Genomic DNA, 16,324 nt, shown 5'->3' on the forward strand with positions numbered 1-16,324 from the left:
GGCTTCGGCGAGTGGAACGCTTGCGATGGGAGATCGAATTGACAACGCCCTATGCGTTTTTCGCGGCAACGGAGGACAGCTTCGAGCCGTTGCCGTTCGCGGCCAGCAGTTGGTCACCGAATATGGTCAATGGTCCGGCGATCTGCGGCCTGCTGGCCAGGGCGTTGGAACAGCAGCACTGTGCACCGGAATTCACACCGGCGCGGCTGACGGTCGACCTGTTCCGCCCTACCTTGGCCAAGCCGGTGACGGTGGTGACCGAGCTGGTACGGGAGGGTCGCCGGATCCGGGTCGCCGATGCCGCACTGATGCAGGACGGTGTGGATGTGGCCCGCGCCAGCGTGGTCTTCCTGAAGCGTTCGCACCAGCCGCCGGGTGAGCTGTGGACGCGCCCGGAATCCCCGCGGCCGCCAGCGGTTCCGATAGCGGACGGCCCGACCGCGCCGATGTGGAACAGCGACGGTACTGCCGATGGCTGGTCGTCGCGGATCGGTGAGCATCAGAACAGCGGGCGCAAACGCATGTGGCAGGCGCCGCTTTCGGTGGTTGAGGGTGAGCCGCCATCGGCCTTCGCCGCGGCCGCGATGATCGGTGAGTCGACGAGCCTCATGACCAACTGGGGGACGGCCGGAATCGGTTTCATCAATGCCGATCTGACGCTCGCGCTGGCCCGGCCCGTCATCGGCTTGGAGATCGGGGTGGAGGCGGACAGTCATATCAGCGCGGACGGAATAGCCGTCGGTAGTGCGACATTGTTCGATCGGGCCGGATCGTTCGGCACGTGTGTGGTAACGGCGTTGTCCAATGCGGACCGGCAGGTCGACTTCGCAAATGGTGATCCGCGTCAGCGGGTCTACGTTCAGTAGGCCACGCGCTAATTGACCACGCAAACCCGTAGGTGCCGGGCAAATCCGCGTGCGACGGCGAATGCCTCCACCCAGGGTGGAGACATTCGGGGGGCGGCGGGTCAGCGGTTGGCGAGTTCGGCGAGGCGAAAGGCCAGCTTGGTGCGGACCGCGGGAATGCGGGTCGCCACCGTCATGACGGTATTGCGGACGATGCGTGCCGGAAGTGGCCGCAGGGTGGCCATCTTCGTCATCCGGTCGGTGAAGGCGACGACGCCGAGAGCCACTGGGCGACGGGTGGTTTCGTAGGTATCGAGCACACTGTCGGGCTCGCCGTCGACGACCCGGACCAGCAGCGGACCGAGGAAGGCCGCATCCTGGATGCCGGTGTTCATACCTTGTCCACCTGCCGGGCTGTGCACATGTGCGGCATCACCGGCCAGCAGCAGGCGGCCCGCGCGGTAGTGATCCGCGACGCGGTGGTGCACCCGGAAGCGCGAGCTCCACAGCACCTCACGGACTTTCACAGTGCCGCCGGGGCCGCGCGTATCCAGGATGGTCTGAATATCCTCGATAGTTGGGTGTTCGGGGGCCTCGTCGACGGTCGCGACGACCCGGTATCGATTCGGATCGGTCTCGTCCGGCAGCGGCGCGACCACTGTTACACCCTCCGGCGAAAGGTGCAGTGCCACTTCGCCACGCGCAATCGGCCAGTCCATTCGGACGTCGGCGAGTACGAAGGATTCCGGGTAGGTGTCGCCGGTGAAGCCGATACCCGCCTGCTCACGGACGACGCTGTGCATACCGTCCGCGCCGACCACATAGTCCGCGCGGATCGTGCCGGTCGCTCCCTCGCCGTCGACGTATTCGACTGTGACGCCGTCATTTTCATCAGCCACCTCGGTGATCCGATACGGCCGGTGCACATCTGCGCCCGCCTTGCGCAGTCGAGCGAGCAGTACGGCCTCGGTGGTGTCCTGTGGAACCATCAGCGTGTACGGGTACTCGGTGGGCAGGCCGCCGAACGGCACTGTGGCCAGTGTGCGGTTGCCGTCCAGCACCCGGAAGGTCGGCACCACGATGCCGCGGTCCACGAGTTCCTCGGCGATGCCCAATTCCTGCAGCACCTCCAGGGTCCTGGCGTGGACGACCGCGGCGCGCGAGGTGTTCGCACCCTCGGCGAGCCGGTCCAGCAGTACGAAGTCGATACCGGCGTCGGCCAGGGTGATCGCGGTGGTCAGTCCGGCCGGACCGGCCCCGACGATGACGACGGAAGTGGTCTCCGGCAGCGGGGTGGTGTTCATCGGAACTCCTAGGTCAACATCTGTAGGCCAACGCTTGTTGGCATAACCGTAGCGCGTGCCGTCTGTAGAAGTCAACAGTTGTTGGCCTACACTTGTTGGCATGAACGTCGAGCCTGTTCAACCACCTGCACGTCGCTCCGATGCCACCCGCGCGGCCATCCTGGCGGCCGCCCGCGCCCGCTTCGCGGCCGAGGGGTTTCGCAAGGCGACCATTCGCGCCATTGCCGCCGATGCCGCGATCGATCCGTCGATGGTGATGCGTTACTTCGGCAGTAAGGACGGACTTTTCGCCGCGGCGGTCGATGTGCACCTCGACCTGCCGGATCTCGCCGCGGCCGATCCAGATGCCCTCGGGGAGTTGCTGGTTCGCCGGTTCCTGGCAATCTGGGAGGATCAGCCCGATAAAAAGGTGCTGGTGATCTTGCTGCGCTCGTCGATCACCGATGAGGGTGTGAGCCAACGCTTTCGGCAGATCTTCGCCGAACAGGTGCTGCCCGCGGTGCTGCGCTTCGGCGATCCGGCCGACGCGCAGCGCCGCGGGGGTCTGATCGTCACCCAGTTGCTGGGACTCGCGTTGTGCCGCTATGTGCTCGAGCTGCCGCCGGTGGTCGGCCTGACGCGCGAGCAGATCATCGCCGATATCGCACCGACCTTGCAGCGCTATCTGATATCGGCGCCGATCAGCGCTTAGACGTGCGCGCCGCCGTCGACGTGAATCGTTGTGCCCGTGATGAATTCACCGTCTTCGGAAGCGACCATCGCGACCACACCGGCGACCATCTCGGGTGAGCCGAGCAGCGGCCCGATGGCCGGAGCCATCTTGCTCATCAGACTCGGATCGATATCCGGTGGCACATCGAGCAGGCTGTAGGTCATGGCCGTCTCGATGCCGCCGGGCGAGACGCAGACTGCGCGCAGATTCCGCTTGCTGTACTCCAGCGCCAGCACCCGCGTGAAGGCCTCCAGTCCGCCCTTGCTCGCCGCGTACGCCGCGCGATACGGCGCGGCATAGGACGCGGCATTCGAGCTGATATTGACCACCACCCCGCGCCCGGACTCCAGTAGTGCGGGCAGGGCGGTCCGGGTCACCAGGAACGTTCCGGTCAGATTGGTGCCGAGGACGGTATTCCACAGCTCGGTGGTGGTCTCGTGGGTATGCGACATGCGCACGATCCCAGCGGCATTCACCAGTACATCCAGGCCAACGGCTATCAGTCCGGGCACCGTCTGCTCGACAGCGGCCTCGTCCGCGATATCGAACGACGCGACGGTGAGCCGGTCGCCCGAGCCCCGATCCATGGCGAGCTGAGCGGTCTTGGCGAGGCCATCGCCGCTTCTGCTCACGCCGATCACCTCCGCTCCCTCCTCGAGCAGTCGCAAGACGATGGCCCGGCCGATGCCGGAACCCGCGCCCGTTACCAGCACTCGGCGTTGCGTGAAACGGTTCATACGCTCTGTACATCCCGCTCGGCCAACAACTGCGCTATCTCGGGCAGCCGGTCGAGATCGACCGGCTCGGCGACCAATTCGACCGGGAAGGGCCGATCTGCGGGCTGTGGCAGGCCGGGACCGAGGATCAGGCCACCACGGATGCCGATGCGATCCATTTCCTGGATCAACGGCTGGTAGCGGGCGGGCAGTAAGTTGTTGTGCAGCACGAAATCCCGGACATCGTCGGCGGATGTCAAACTGCGCTGGCGTACCGGTGAGCAGACCGGGAATTCCGGATCCCGGAAGGTCATATCGTCGACGAAACCGCGCATGAAATCCGCGGCATGCTGCTGCAGCGGCGAATGGAACGCGCCCTTGTACGCGTCCAGTACGAACATTTGACGGGTATCCGAGGACGCCTCGATTTCGGCCAGGATTTCTTGCAGTGCCGTGAGATAACCCGAGATCACGAATGATCGGTGTACGTCATCGATCGGACCGGTGTCGACGGCCAGATGCACACCCGGGCGGCGTGCACCGTAATAGTTCGCCGGATCGTCCTCGATCGGCGTGTACATCAGCCCCATCCCTTGTGCGGCAACACCTTCCGGTAATTCCGGCACAAGTCGACGGTGATGCAGCATGCCGAACAATTCGTGCCGCTCCACGGCTCCGGCCACACATGTGCTGATCAGCGCGCCCAGGCTCAGCCCACCGGCGGCCTCCGGCTCGAAACCGCGTGCCGCTAGGTCCTCGGCGAGACCGAGTGCGAATGCGGCCTGACGCAATGCGCCGAGGCTGTGCCGATCCTCCGGTTCGCTCGCCATTTCCGCGGCGAATTCCCTCGCACGCAGTCGGTCCACCGATAATCCGGTCACCGCGGCGGCTTCTTCGTAGGCGACTGCGATGGACGGGCACCGCTCGCAGAACTCATCGATGACTTCGGCGGTCAGACTGACCTGTCCACCGAACAGAAAAGAAACCCTCATTGCATGTCCTACCCACGCCGGGGCGCACGATGGCGACACCCACTGCGTATCTGTGAATCACGTTCGACCGGAACGGAATTGGCGGCGCCGCCGTATCGAATACATCAAGCAGGCGCCCCTGTGGGCAAGAGTTTTCCCGGACCAGGGATCGGCTACCCCCTGGCCAGTAGTACCCCTGGTCGGTTGTACTACCGGCCGAGTTTCCCGAGGAATTGCAGCATCAGCTGGTCGATTTCACACGCGTGGGTGAGATTCGGTGTGTGCGCGGCGCCCTCGATGGTGTGGAATTCCGCGGGACCACCGAGTCCCTTTGTCAGTAAATCCACGGCGTCATGATCGAAGGCCGGGTCGGAGGCGCCGCGGACCAACAGCGCGGGGCAGGTGATATCGCCGATGAGATCGGAGATGTCGTCCACGTTGATCAGACAGTCGGCCGCCGCGGCGACCCGTTCCCGGTCACCGCTCAACCATTTGGCCAGCCACGGTTGATGATCGGACCGATCACCACCGATGATCAAGCCCGCCACCATCTTCGCGATCACGGTCAGCGGCCCGGTGCCGATCCAGGCATCGGTGACCTGGCGATAGCCGACCCGCTGCACGTCGCTGTAGGCCTGCGCAGAACAGCCGAGCAGGATCAGGCCATCCACTCGCGGTGGGCACAGCAAGGCCATGCGTAGTGCGGTGAACCCACCCTGCCCGACACCGCCGACGACCACCCGGTCGATGCCGAGGTGGTCGACCACCGACCAGGCATCGCGGGCCAGATCCCAGAAACTGTATGCGCCGTCGTCGTGTTCGGTCAGTCCGTGGCCGCGCCCATCGATCGAGATCACGCGATATTTCGGGGCGAGTGCGGCAATCTGGTTCGCGAACATTTCGTGATCCATGAAGAAGGCGTGCCCGAGCACCACCGCGGGCCCGGATCCTCCGCTGTCGACGAAGTGCACTTTCGCGCCGGCGGAGGTTACGAAGGGCATAACCGTGCTCCTGTCAGACTGCGTCCCCCGAAAGAGAGCAGCCTAACAAGAACCGGTTATACCAACGGTTTTCACCACATCACGGGCAACTCCTCGACACCGCCGGTGAAGCTGCTGGTGCGCATCGGCACCGCGGCAGCGTCGACGGCCAGGCGCATGGTCGGGAACCGGGTCACCAATTGGGTGAATACGGTGTGCAATTCGATGCGGGCCAGCGGCGCGCCGATGCAGTGCCGGGCACCGTAGCCGAAGGTCACATGGGAGCCGTCCTTTCGGGTCACGTCGACGCGGTCGGGATCGGTGAAGACCGTCGGATCATGGTTTGCCGCGGTCAGATCCAGCAGGACGAGATCGCCGATGCGAATGTCGTTGCCGTCGATCTCCATATCGGTGCGCGCGTAGCGGGGCATCTGGGTGGCATCCGCCGTCCGAAGTAGTTCTTCGATCGCGGTCGGCACCAGTTCGGGTTCGTCGACCAGGGCCTGCCACTGGTCGAGGTTTTCCAGCAGCCGTTTGGTGCCGACCCCGATCTGGACCACCGTGGTCTCGTGGCCGCCGAACAACAAACCGAGGCCGAGCGTCGCGATGCCCTGATCGGACAGATCATCCCGGGTGCACAGATGCGACAGCACATCATCGGCCTGGTCGTGCCGTTTGCGTTGGACCAATGCCATGAAGTACTCGAACAATCCGGCGACACCCTGCTGCACCTTCGCGGCGTCCTGCTGCTCGCCGAGGGCCTCGGTCCAGGCGCGGAACTGATCGCGGTCGGCGTAGGGCACACCGAGCAGTTCGCAGATGACCAATAGCGGCAGCGGCAGCGCCACAGCGGTGTGCAGGTCGGCGGGGGAGCCCTTCGCGGACATCTCGTCGAACAACTGTGTGGTGAGTTCTTCCACCCTGGGCCGCAAGTCGCGCATTCGCCGCGGGGAGAAGAACGGCACCACCAACTCGCGCAGTCGGGCCTGATCGGCGGGTTCGGTCTCGAAATTGCCGAGCGGGCCGCCGAAGAACATCGAATCCGAAGCCCGCGCAGCCGTTTCCGGCGTTGGATGGGCACGGCCGAGGCGCGGATCGGCGAATAACGTCCGCACCTGCGCGTAGCTGGTGGCCAACCAACCTTCGTGGCCCAGCGCGGTTCGCGTCCGCTGGATGGTTTCACCCGTGACGGGGCAGCCCATGTCCACGGTCACTCCTTACCTAGTTCTCGGTTCGGACTTATTCGGGCAAGCGCACTCGCAGCAGATTGCCGCTGGCGGTGCCGACCACGAATTCCCTTTCGGCGCTGCGTGATACGACGATCGAGGTCATCGGCTCACCGGCCAGGACAGTGCACGTCGAGTGATCCGCCGGATTGATGCGCACGAGTCGGCCCGAGGTGGTGGCGTCGTAGAGCATGCCGTCCGGGCCGATGGCGAGATCGTCGGGCAGCGGTGGCGCGCCGGGTCCGGCGGCCAGATCCGCTACTACGGTGGCGTGCGACGGATCGGCGAGCGGTATGCGCAGGATGCGGCCGTTCGGGCTGAGATACAGCGTGACGTAGAGCGCGTCGCCGTCGACCACGATTCCGTCGGCACCGAAATGCTTTGCCCGGTTGGACCATTCGGCGTCGACTCGGCCATCCGGTCGGATCCGGACAACGCCGGTCGAGGTGTCGGCGACGAAAAGGTTTCCCGCAGTATCGAATGCGGCGCCATTGGCCATACCCAGACCGGAGGCGAAGATCTCGGCCTGTGGCGTCTCGGCTGTGGGATCAATGCGGACAACGCCGCCACCGGTCGAGCCGGGTACCAGATTGGTCGGGAAGTTGCCGTACGTCACGTAGATCAGCTGGTCCGGGCCGAGTTTCACCGCACCGGGATACGCGACAGCGACCCTGGCGGTAACGTGGCCGGACGGGTCATAGCGAACCACTTCGTTGCGTCGCACCCGCGAGACCCACAGGTCACCGCGCGCGTCATAGGCCAAACCTTCGGCCCAGTCCTCATCCCGAACGACAGCGGGCGCCGCAATCGTTGCGGTGGCTGTCCCGCACGAAACCGATTCGGCCGCAGCCGAAACCGGAATCACGCCGACGACCGCGCAGGCTATCGCGGTGCCGACCCCCATCGCGTTCACCATGCGACTGGCAACGAGGTCAGGCCCTTGGTGACAACGTTCTCGCGCACCTTCAACGCATCGGGGTCGACCGCCAGATGCAGTGTCGGGAAGCGGGAGATCAGCTGACCGAAGGCGACCTGCAATTCGATCCGAGCCAGCGGCGCACCGGTGCAGTAATGCAGGCCGTAGCCGAACGCCAGATGCTGCCCCTCCGCGCGGGTCACGTCGAGTTGGCGCGCATTGGTGAAGATCTCCGGATCGTGGTTGGCCGAATCGACGTCCAGCAGCACCAGATCGCCGGTCCGGACGGTAACGCCGTCGATCTCCATATCGGTGCGCGCATAGCGGGCGAAGGCGGTGGAATCGTGTACGCGCAGCAGTTCCTCGATCGCGGCGGGCACCAGCTCCGGCTGGTCGACCAGCTTCTGCCACTGCGCCGGATTCCGCAGCAATTGCACGGTGCACAGGCCGATTTCGACAACAGTGGTCTCATGCCCGGCCAAGAGCAACCCCATGGCCAGCGTCGCGATGGCATCGTCGGCCAGGTCCGGCACCTCGCACAGCTTGGCGATCACGCCCTCGCCCGGTTCCCGGCGCAGCCGTTCGACCAGCGACTTGCAGTAGAGGAACCATTCGGCCCCGGCCTGTCCGGACTTCGCGCCGTCGCTGGTGTCGAACAGCGCCTCGCTCCAGAGCCGGAACTGCGCGCGATCCTCGTAGGGGACACCGAGTAGTTCGCTGATGACCAGCAGCGGCAGCGGTTCGGCGAAGGCCTTGTGTAGGTCGGCGGGCGAACCCTCTTCGGCCATATCGTCGAGCAGTTGCGTGGTGAACGCGGCCACCCGCGGCGTGAGTTCGCGCATCCGCTTGGCCGAGAACAGCGGATTCAACAGTCCGCGCATCCGCGCGTTATCGGCGGGTTCGGTCTCGAAGTTCCCGAAGGGGCGGCCGAAGAACACCGACTCCGACGATCGCGCGGCGGTCTCCGGTGTCGGATGGGAACGGCCGAGACGCACATCGGTGAACAGCTCTTTCACCTTGTGATAGCCGCAGACCTTCCAGGCTTCGTCGCCCGTCGCCGTGTGGACGCGGCTGATCGAGCTGGGTGCGGCGTCGGTGCCGGTGAAGGGGCATGCGAGTTCCGATGAGTCGGTGGTCATGGCTCACTCCTTGCTAACAATCTCTTGTACAAGCAAGCTTAAACATAATTGCTTATACTATTCCACTTGAACAAGGAGGTGATCTCGTGCCCGAAAGCCCAACGCCCGCCGAGACTTCGGCGCAGCCTGTCCGGCGCATGCCGCGTGCCCAGCGGCGCGAGCAGATCCTCGCCGCGGCCACCCGCGCGGTGGCCCGCAACGGATTCACCGGGACGGGCCTGCCCGATATCGCCGCCGAGGCCGGCATTACGCATGTGATCCTCTACCGGCACTTCGCCTCGAAGGCCGATCTGTACCGTGCCGTGCTGGAACGGGCCTACACCAGGCTCGGCGATGCCGTCGGCACCGAAAAGCTGGACGGCACCAGCATTTCCGCGCTGCTGCGGGCGGCCGCCGCCGATCCGGACGCCTTCCGGCTGCTATTCCGGCACGCGGTCCGCGAGCCCGAATTCCGCGACGTCATCGATATGGTCCGCAGCTATTCGACGATGATCGCGCAGCGGTATCTCACCGATGCGGTGCCGGCCGGGCCGTGGCTGGACTGGGCCGCGCAGGTCATCCCCACCTTCATCCTGGATGCGGTGATCGCCTGGCTCGATGCCGGCCAGCCGGATCTCGACGATGCCGCCGAACGGATCAATCGCGCGGCCCGTGCGCTCATCGAGGTCGCCGGCGGCGAATTGGTCCAGAAGGATTGAGCGGCAAGGCATAACGTCATCCATGGGCGGCGACCCGAAGGAGGAACATGGATGAACTACAGGTGCCGACTCTCGCCGAATTCGTGCGAATGCGGCGGCAGCGACCGACCGCGGCGCATCCAGGCGGCCTGAGCCGACAGCAGCTCGCCGAGGCGATCCACTCCAGCGTCGGCTATCTCGCCAAGATCGAGCAGGGCGGTGCGTTCAATCCGAGCCCATCGATTCTCGATGCGCTCGCCGACGTCTTCGCATTGGATCCGGACGAGCGCATCCACCTGTATCACCTTGCGCAGCAGCGATTCAGCGGCGGTCCGCGCCGGCCCGGCCCGGTGCGGCCGCCCGTGCGCAAGACCCTCGACGCCTTGACCCCGCATCTCGCAGCGGCGCTCGACGACGGCTGGCGCGTCATCGACTGCAACGACGCCTTCGACGAAGCTTTTCCCGGTCTGCGACCGAACGGACATGCGCTGCGCTGGATGTTCACCGATCCGCGGGCACGCCTGGTGATCGAGGAATGGGAGCGAGAGGCGGATCTTATGATCGGGCGTCTGCGCGCCTACGCGGGCCGTGCCGGTGGGCGAGCCGATGTCCAGCTGCTACTACGTGAGCTGGGCGCACAGCCCGACTTTCACCGCCTGTGGAATAGCGGCCGGGTGTACATCGGCCGACGCGACCCGACCATTCGGCTTCGAAATCGCAAGACCGGCAAGCCGTTCGAAATCCACGTCCAACGATTCCGCACCACGCTGCCCGAGCCGACCCGACAACTTTTCGTCGGGTTACTCGAGGACGATGAGGTCGGATAACCGCAAAGCATCACCCCCGCAACGGCCCGCCGACCCAGTCGACCACAGCTCGCCGCTGTCCGCGTTCCGCGCAGGCGCCGGGCGAGGCGTTGCCCACGAGTCGGGGCGCCTTGGGTGCGCACGATCCGAAGGGTGCTGCGTCGCTCAGCAATCGGCCCGCCGGTGGCAGGTCCGGCGGGCCGATTCGGGGGTGCGGATACCGACCCTTTCGAGCGAACGGCAAGCAGTCGCCAGCGCTCGGTCAGGCAGGAGTTTCCGCGAGCAGAGAGCCGAGGGCCCGCAGGTGGTCACTCGCCCCGCCCAGTGCGAATTCATTGTGCTTCGCGGCGGTGAAGTAGTTGTGCACGATGTGGTCGCGGTCGATGCCGACGCCGCCGTGCACGTGAACCACGGTGTGCGCCACCCGGTGTCCGGCATCGGCGGCCCAGAACTTGGCCGTGTGTACGGCTTCCGCGCTGGCCAGATCCTCGGAAACCCGCCAGGCGGCCTGGGTGACCGCCAGCCGCAGTCCCTGGACGTCGATGTAGGCGTCGGCGAGGCGCTGCGCGACTGCCTGGAAGCTGCCGACCGCCTTGCCGAATTGCTCACGCTCGCGGGCATATTCGGCGACCAGCTCGAGTGCGCGTTCCAAGGTGCCCAATTGCTGCGCACTCAGGCCGAGCCAGGCACGGGTCAGGATCCAGTCGAGGATCTCCGCGCCGGAGTCCACCGTCGCGACCAATTCGGCCGGGGTGTCATGGAATTCGACGCCGAACTCGGCGCTGAAGTCGACCACACGCTGCGCGGTCACGTTCACGGTCGCATCGGAGGGATCCACCAGGAACAGCGCGGTTGCTCCGGAAACCGTGGCGGGGACCAGGATTCGGGCCGCGCGGTCGGCATAAGGCACCGTGGTCTTCGCGCCGGTGAGCCGCCAAACGCCATCGGCCTCGTGCGCCACCGTGGTCGGCTTGGTCGGCTCCCAGTTGTGCTCCTCGGCGAGCCCGGCGGTGAGGATGATGCTGCCCTCGCCCGCCTGGCGCGCCCAATCCTGTTGGGCGTCCGGGCCGAAACGCGCAAGCGCACCCGCGCCCACCACGATCGACCACAGATACGGGACCGCGGCGACATGCTTGCCCAGCTCGCGCAGCACGGCGCTCTGTTCGAGCGCGCCGAAATCGCCCCCGCCCACCGACTCCGGCAGTGCGGCAGCCAACACGCCGGTCTCGGCGAGCGACTGCCACAGCGGCCCGTCGAAGCGGCCCTCGGCATCGAGTTCGCGGATCCGGTCGGCGGTGACCAACTTGGCGCAGACCTCGGCGGTCAGGCGGGTCAGATCGAGCTGAGCTTCAGTGGGTGTGAAATCCATGGTGTCTACCTGCTTTCTGCGGTGCGAGCGACGGGCCCGGAGGCGGTAGCTTGCGTGACCACGTAGGGCCCCGGGAGCACCGCGATTGAATACAGCTCAGCGCGCCGCGGCGGGTTGCTTCAGTGCGGTCATGGCGATGATGTCGCGCTGGACCTCATTGGTGCCGCCTCCGAAGGTGAGGATCAGTGCGGCGCGGTGGAACCGCTCCAACCGTCCGCGCAGCTCGGCACCGGGCGAATCCTGACGCAGATAGGCCTGTGGCCCGAGGATTTCCATCAGCAGCCGGTAGGCCTCGGTGGACAGTTCGGTGCCGTAGACCTTGCAGGTCGAGGCGTCCCACGGCCGCGGTGCGGCATCGCCGCCCGCATCGGCCCGGCTGGCGATCTCCCAGTTCAGCAGCTTCAGGTATTCGACCTTGGCCTGCACCCTGGCCAGATTGAGCCGCACCCATTCCTGATCGATGACCCGGGAACCGTCACCCGCCTTGGTGTTGCGTGCCCATTCGGTGGTCTGGTTCAGCGCGACCATGAGCGGTCCGGCCGAGGTGAGCGCGACGCGCTCGTGGTTGAGCTGATTGGTGATCAGCGCCCAGCCGCCGTTCTCCTGGCCGACCAGCGAACTGGCCGGCACCCGGACGTCCTGGTAGTAGGTGGCGCTGGTATCCGGTCCGGCCATCGTGTGCACCGGGGTCCAGGAGAAGCCTTCGGCGGTCGTCGGCACGATGAGCATGCTGATGCCCTTGTGCTTCTTGGCAGTCGGATCGGTGCGAACCGCGAGCCAGACATAGTCGGCGTACGCGATCAGGCTGGTCCACATCTTTTGACCGTTGATCACATAGTCGTCGCCGTCGCGCACGGCGGTGGTGCGCAGGCTGGCCAGGTCGGTGCCCGCGCTCGGTTCCGAATAACCGATGGAGAAGTGCAGTTCACCCGCGGCGATCTTGGGCAGGAAGAACTTCTTCTGCTCCTCGCTGCCGTAGTGCATGATCGTCGGCGCCACCGAATTGATGGTGAGGAAGGGCACCGGCGCCCCCGCGATGGCCGCCTCATCGGTGAAGATCAGCTGGTCCATGGTCGGGCGGTCCTGGCCGCCGAACTCCTCGGGCCAGGCCAGGGTGAGCCAGCCGTCGCGGCCCATTTCCTGGACCACCTCGCGGTAGACGTTGCCGTGGCCGTACTCGCCGGTGGTCGCGCTCAGCGCGGCTCGGCGCTCCGGGGTGATCAGCCGCGCGAAGTAGTCGCGCAGCTCCGCGCGGAGCTCTTCCTGCTGCGGCGTGTACGCAATGCGCATGGCAGTACCTCTTGGGGATGGTCAGCCGACGGAGCTTGCGGAGTCGGCGGGGTGGGTAAGTGGAGCGGATGGTCAGCCGACGGAGCTTGCGGAGTCGGCGGGGTGGGTAAGTGGAGCGGATGGTCAGCCGACGGAGCTTGCGGAGTCGGCGGGGTGGGTAAGCAGAGCGTTCGATGTCGGTCAACCGATCATTGCATACGAACTGAAACATGTTCCAGTATTGCTACCGAATCCGCACAATGGCGGTACCCGATATGACCTGGTGTTGTTAGGCTTCGACCAGAGTCGCGTTTAAGGAGTTTCTATGAAGGTCACGGTCGATCTGGATCAATGCGAAGCCAACGGAATCTGTGTCGGAATCGCCCCCGACGTCTTCGAACTCGATGACGAGGACGTGTTGCACATCGTAGAAGCCGACGTACCTGCGGATCGGCTCGCCGATGTCGAGGATGCGGTGGCCCAGTGTCCGAAGGCGGCGCTGAAGTTGCAGTAGCCGATGCTTGCCGTCAGATAGGAACACGTTCTAGAGTCGGCTCCGTGAGTGATGTGGACAACACGGATGTGAGCCTTGCGGGGCGGGTGGCCATCGTTACCGGTGGCGGCGCCGGACTGGGGCGCGCCGAGGCGCTGGCCTTGGCGGGGGCGGGCGCGTCGGTGGTGGTCAACGATCTGACGGAGTCGGATGCGGTGGCCGAAACCCTCGCCGATATCCGTGCGCTCGGCGCCAAGGCCGAGTTCGTCGCGGGCAGCATTGCCGAGCGGGCGACCGCCGATGCGCTCATCAGTACCGCCGAGGAAGCGTTCGGCAGTGTCGACATCGTGGTGAACAATGCGGGCATCACCCGCGACCGCATGCTGTTCAACATGTCCGACGAGGACTTCGATGCGGTGGTCGCGGTGCATCTGCGCGGCCATTTTCTATTGACCCGCAATGCGGGCGCCTACTGGCGGGCCAAGTCCAAGGCGGCGGGCGCGCCGATCTACGGCAGGCTCGTCAACACCTCCTCCGAAGCGGGCCTGCTCGGCCCGGAGGGGCAGGCCAACTACGGTGCGGCCAAGGCCGGTATCACCGCGCTGACGCTCTCCGCCGCACGCGGGCTGTCCCGATTCGGCGTGCGCGCCAATGCCATTGCGCCGCGGGCGCGCACCGCGATGACCGAAGCGGTCTTCAGCGCGGCGCCGGAGGGCGGCATCGATCCGCTCTCGCCGGATCATGTGGCGCGGTTGGTCGCGTATCTCGCTTCGCCCGCCGCCGATGCGGTCAACGGGCAACTGTTCGTGGTGTACGGGCCGATGGTCGCCTTGATGGCCGCGCCGGTCGTAGAAGAGCGTTTCGACGCCGCCGATGATCGCTGGTCGGTAAATGATCTCGCCGCCACGCTCGGTGGTTACTTCGCGCAGCGGCCCGCGGGGCGTACGTTTTCAGCGTCCTCTTTGATCGATCTGGACAACTGACACTGTGATGGCAGGCGCCATCGGAAACCATCTGATCACTGGTCCAGTTGTTGATCACCGATGCGGCGCTTGGTAGACATGGGAGTCAACGGTGTGTGACGCCTCAAAAGGGTTAGGCCACCCTCAAATGACACCTGTTACAAATTCATGGGCCGAATTTGAGAAAAATGGCAGCTCAAATATGCCAAAAAGCTTCCTACAGCAATGTGAACATGTTCTAATCGTTGCGGCGATGTGGCCAGGGCGGGGCATCGTGCGATGAGCAGAATCAGCAGGATGAGCAAGGAGGATCGTGCATGAACGAGGTCCTTGCTGTGCCATTGCGGGCAGTCGGCGGATTCTTCGAACTCGTTGCCGACGTCGCACGGGCCAGCATTCGACGTCCGTTCCAAGGGCGCGAGTTCATTGATCAGGCCTGGTTCATCGCACGCGTTTCGATCATTCCGACACTACTGGTGGCGATTCCGTTCACCGTGCTGGTGAGCTTCACGCTCAACATTCTGCTGCGTGAAATCGGCGCCGCCGATCTCAGCGGCGCCGGTGCGGCATTCGGTGCGGTCACCCAGGTCGGACCGATTGTCACCGTATTGATCGTGGCGGGCGCGGGCGCTACCGCGATCTGCGCGGATCTCGGGGCGCGAACCATTCGCGAAGAGATCGATGCGATGCGCGTCCTCGGTATCGACCCGGTGCAGCGGCTGGTAGTGCCGCGGGTGCTGGCCTCGATGTTCGTGGCATTGATGTTGAACGGCCTGGTGTGCACCATCGGCATCGTCGGCGGGTTCCTGTTCTCGGTGCTGCTGCAGGATGTGAATCCGGGTGCTTTCGTCAATGGCATCACGCTGCTCACCCATCTGCCCGAGCTGGTCATCTCCGAAGTGAAGGCCGGTTTGTTCGGGCTGATCGCCGGACTGGTGGCCTGTTATCTCGGCCTGAATGTCAAAGGTGGTCCCAAGAGTGTCGGTGATGCGGTGAATCAGACCGTTGTCTTCGCCTTTATGGCCCTGTTCGTGGTGAATGTCGTGGTCACCGCCGTCGGTATCAAGTTCGCGGTGCGGTGAGGCGATGGCATTCGTAATCCAATCCCGCTTCCCGCGTACCGTGCGGCGAGTGCGTCGCTTTTCGAACTCGCTCGATTCGCTGGGTAAACATGCGGTGTTCTATGCGCAGACAATCGGTTCCATCCCACGCGCACTGATCTACTATCGCACCGAGACCATTCGTTTGATCGCCGAAATCAGCATGGGCACAGGTGCTTTGGCGGTTATCGGCGGAACGGTGGTCATCGTCGGATTTCTAACGCTGTTCACCGGCGGCACCATCGCGGTACAGGGTTACAGTTCGCTCGGCAATATCGGCGTCGAGGCGCTGACGGGCTTCTTCGCGGCATTCATCAATGTGCGCATCGCGGCGCCGGTGATCTCCGGAATCGGTTTGGCCGCAACCATCGGCGCGGGTTCTACCGCGCAGCTCGGTGCCATGCGGGTGGCCGAGGAGATCGACGCACTGGAGTCCATGGCGATCCGGCCGGTGCCGTATCTGGTCGGCACCCGGGTGCTCGCGGGCATGATCGCGATCGTGCCGCTGTACGCGCTCGCGGTGATCTGCTCGTTCATCGCCAGCCGATTCGCCACCGTGGTCATCTACGGGCAGTCGGCAGGCGTCTACGACCACTACTTCTCCACCTTCCTGATCCCCAGCGACATCCTCTGGTCCTTCGCCCAGGCGATCTTCATGGCCTTGGCGGTCATGATGATTCACACCTACTACGGCTACAACGCCGCGGGCGGACCGGTCGGCGTCGGGATCGCGGTCGGCAATGCGGTGCGGGCCTCGCTGGTCGCGGTGGTCACGGTGACACTGCTGATCTCGCTGGCCATCTACGGCACCTCCGGCAACTTCCATCTCTCCGGGTAGA

17 protein-coding genes are annotated in these 16,324 nt (G+C 65.1%); 8 read left to right on the top strand and 9 right to left on the bottom strand.

Translation table 11 applies throughout. The features are described from left to right. The first annotated feature begins 38 nt into the window (after nt 1–38). The gene (locus OIE68_RS34630) at nt 39–866 is read left to right on the top strand and encodes a thioesterase family protein (RefSeq protein ID WP_327095161.1); all 828 of its coding nucleotides are present in this window, start codon (nt 39–41) and stop codon (nt 864–866) included. A 101-nt stretch (nt 867–967) separates the two neighbouring features. Here the strand turns inward: OIE68_RS34630 and OIE68_RS34635 are convergent, their stop codons facing one another. Beyond that, nucleotides 968–2,149 (bottom strand): FAD-dependent oxidoreductase, encoded by a 1,182-nt coding sequence (locus OIE68_RS34635; protein ID WP_327095162.1) that lies wholly within the window; start codon nt 2,147–2,149, stop codon nt 968–970. Between the two features lie 100 nt (nt 2,150–2,249). Between OIE68_RS34635 and OIE68_RS34640 the strand changes: the two genes are divergently transcribed. Next, nucleotides 2,250–2,840: a TetR family transcriptional regulator gene (locus OIE68_RS34640; RefSeq protein WP_327095163.1), complete on the top strand. Its 591-nt coding sequence runs from the start codon at nt 2,250–2,252 to the stop codon at nt 2,838–2,840. On the opposite strand, the gene OIE68_RS34645 is transcribed toward OIE68_RS34640, so the two are convergent. From OIE68_RS34645 to OIE68_RS34670, 6 genes are all read right to left on the bottom strand, one after another. Beyond that, a complete protein-coding gene (locus tag OIE68_RS34645) occupies nt 2,837–3,598 on the bottom strand; it encodes an SDR family NAD(P)-dependent oxidoreductase (RefSeq protein ID WP_327095164.1) in 762 nt (253 codons plus the stop codon). The genes OIE68_RS34640 and OIE68_RS34645 overlap by 4 nt on opposite strands. Then, on the bottom strand, nt 3,595–4,569 hold the full coding sequence (locus OIE68_RS34650; RefSeq protein ID WP_327095165.1) for a hypothetical protein: 975 nt from the start codon (nt 4,567–4,569) through the stop codon (nt 3,595–3,597). The genes OIE68_RS34645 and OIE68_RS34650 overlap by 4 nt, the downstream gene beginning before the upstream one ends. 188 nt (nt 4,570–4,757) lie before the next feature. Next, nucleotides 4,758–5,549, bottom strand: coding sequence for an alpha/beta hydrolase (locus OIE68_RS34655; RefSeq protein ID WP_327095166.1), 792 nt, complete (start codon nt 5,547–5,549; stop codon nt 4,758–4,760). A 71-nt stretch (nt 5,550–5,620) separates the two neighbouring features. Further along, complete coding sequence (locus tag OIE68_RS34660; protein ID WP_327101933.1) at nt 5,621–6,730, bottom strand: cytochrome P450; 1,110 nt, start codon at nt 6,728–6,730, stop codon at nt 5,621–5,623. Nucleotides 6,731–6,767: 37 nt separating this feature from the next. Then, a complete protein-coding gene (locus OIE68_RS34665; RefSeq protein ID WP_327095167.1) occupies nt 6,768–7,658 on the bottom strand; it encodes a hypothetical protein in 891 nt (296 codons plus the stop codon). A 5-nt stretch (nt 7,659–7,663) separates the two neighbouring features. Next, complete coding sequence (locus OIE68_RS34670) at nt 7,664–8,809, bottom strand: cytochrome P450 (RefSeq protein WP_327095168.1); 1,146 nt, start codon at nt 8,807–8,809, stop codon at nt 7,664–7,666. Between the two features lie 86 nt (nt 8,810–8,895). Here OIE68_RS34670 and OIE68_RS34675 point away from each other — a divergent pair, with 86 nt between their 5' ends. Beyond that, nucleotides 8,896–9,507 carry a TetR/AcrR family transcriptional regulator gene (locus OIE68_RS34675; RefSeq protein WP_327095169.1) on the top strand — a complete coding sequence of 204 codons (612 nt, stop codon included), beginning with the start codon at nt 8,896–8,898 and terminating at the stop codon, nt 9,505–9,507. Between the two features lie 47 nt (nt 9,508–9,554). After that, a complete protein-coding gene (locus OIE68_RS34680; protein WP_327095170.1) occupies nt 9,555–10,313 on the top strand; it encodes a helix-turn-helix transcriptional regulator in 759 nt (252 codons plus the stop codon). Nucleotides 10,314–10,554: 241 nt separating this feature from the next. Here OIE68_RS34680 and OIE68_RS34685 read toward each other — a convergent pair whose 3' ends face one another. Continuing rightward, complete coding sequence (locus OIE68_RS34685) at nt 10,555–11,661, bottom strand: acyl-CoA dehydrogenase family protein (protein ID WP_327095171.1); 1,107 nt, start codon at nt 11,659–11,661, stop codon at nt 10,555–10,557. A gap of 96 nt (nt 11,662–11,757) precedes the next feature. Continuing rightward, nucleotides 11,758–12,951 carry an acyl-CoA dehydrogenase family protein gene (locus OIE68_RS34690; RefSeq protein WP_327095172.1) on the bottom strand — a complete coding sequence of 398 codons (1,194 nt, stop codon included), beginning with the start codon at nt 12,949–12,951 and terminating at the stop codon, nt 11,758–11,760. A gap of 304 nt (nt 12,952–13,255) precedes the next feature. On the opposite strand from OIE68_RS34690, the gene OIE68_RS34695 reads away from it, so the two are divergent. The 4 genes from OIE68_RS34695 (at nt 13,256) to OIE68_RS34710 (ending at nt 16,323) form a co-directional block, all read left to right on the top strand. Then, nucleotides 13,256–13,444 (top strand): ferredoxin, encoded by a 189-nt coding sequence (locus OIE68_RS34695; RefSeq protein WP_063046666.1) that lies wholly within the window; start codon nt 13,256–13,258, stop codon nt 13,442–13,444. Nucleotides 13,445–13,488: 44 nt separating this feature from the next. Beyond that, entirely contained in the window at nt 13,489–14,406 is a 918-nt protein-coding gene (locus OIE68_RS34700; RefSeq protein ID WP_327095173.1) for a 3-oxoacyl-ACP reductase, read from the top strand. 296 nt (nt 14,407–14,702) lie between these two features. After that, nucleotides 14,703–15,467, top strand: coding sequence for an ABC transporter permease (locus tag OIE68_RS34705; RefSeq protein ID WP_327095174.1), 765 nt, complete (start codon nt 14,703–14,705; stop codon nt 15,465–15,467). Between the two features lie 4 nt (nt 15,468–15,471). Further along, nucleotides 15,472–16,323: an MlaE family ABC transporter permease gene (locus OIE68_RS34710; RefSeq protein WP_040686323.1), complete on the top strand. Its 852-nt coding sequence runs from the start codon at nt 15,472–15,474 to the stop codon at nt 16,321–16,323. Nucleotide 16,324: the final 1 nt, after the last annotated feature.

Origin of the sequence: Nocardia vinacea, assembly GCF_035920345.1 — a bacterium.
GTDB lineage: Bacteria > Actinomycetota > Actinomycetes > Mycobacteriales > Mycobacteriaceae > Nocardia > Nocardia vinacea_A.

Excerpts from the sequence above, each read along its gene's own strand:
- OIE68_RS34635 (WP_327095162.1), bottom strand. The coding sequence starts at position 2,149 with ATGAACACCACCCCGCTGCCGGAGACCACTTCCGTCGTCATCGTCGGG.
- OIE68_RS34640 (WP_327095163.1), top strand. The coding sequence starts at position 2,250 with ATGAACGTCGAGCCTGTTCAACCACCTGCACGTCGCTCCGATGCCACC.
- OIE68_RS34645 (WP_327095164.1), bottom strand. The coding sequence starts at position 3,598 with ATGAACCGTTTCACGCAACGCCGAGTGCTGGTAACGGGCGCGGGTTCC.
- OIE68_RS34650 (WP_327095165.1), bottom strand. The coding sequence starts at position 4,569 with ATGAGGGTTTCTTTTCTGTTCGGTGGACAGGTCAGTCTGACCGCCGAA.
- OIE68_RS34655 (WP_327095166.1), bottom strand. The coding sequence starts at position 5,549 with ATGCCCTTCGTAACCTCCGCCGGCGCGAAAGTGCACTTCGTCGACAGC.
- OIE68_RS34660 (WP_327101933.1), bottom strand. The coding sequence starts at position 6,730 with ATGGGCTGCCCCGTCACGGGTGAAACCATCCAGCGGACGCGAACCGCG.
- OIE68_RS34665 (WP_327095167.1), bottom strand. The coding sequence starts at position 7,658 with ATGGGGGTCGGCACCGCGATAGCCTGCGCGGTCGTCGGCGTGATTCCG.
- OIE68_RS34670 (WP_327095168.1), bottom strand. The coding sequence starts at position 8,809 with ATGACCACCGACTCATCGGAACTCGCATGCCCCTTCACCGGCACCGAC.
- OIE68_RS34680 (WP_327095170.1), top strand. The coding sequence starts at position 9,555 with ATGGATGAACTACAGGTGCCGACTCTCGCCGAATTCGTGCGAATGCGG.
- OIE68_RS34685 (WP_327095171.1), bottom strand. The coding sequence starts at position 11,661 with ATGGATTTCACACCCACTGAAGCTCAGCTCGATCTGACCCGCCTGACC.
- OIE68_RS34690 (WP_327095172.1), bottom strand. The coding sequence starts at position 12,951 with ATGCGCATTGCGTACACGCCGCAGCAGGAAGAGCTCCGCGCGGAGCTG.
- OIE68_RS34695 (WP_063046666.1), top strand. The coding sequence starts at position 13,256 with ATGAAGGTCACGGTCGATCTGGATCAATGCGAAGCCAACGGAATCTGT.
- OIE68_RS34705 (WP_327095174.1), top strand. The coding sequence starts at position 14,703 with ATGAACGAGGTCCTTGCTGTGCCATTGCGGGCAGTCGGCGGATTCTTC.
- OIE68_RS34710 (WP_040686323.1), top strand. The coding sequence starts at position 15,472 with ATGGCATTCGTAATCCAATCCCGCTTCCCGCGTACCGTGCGGCGAGTG.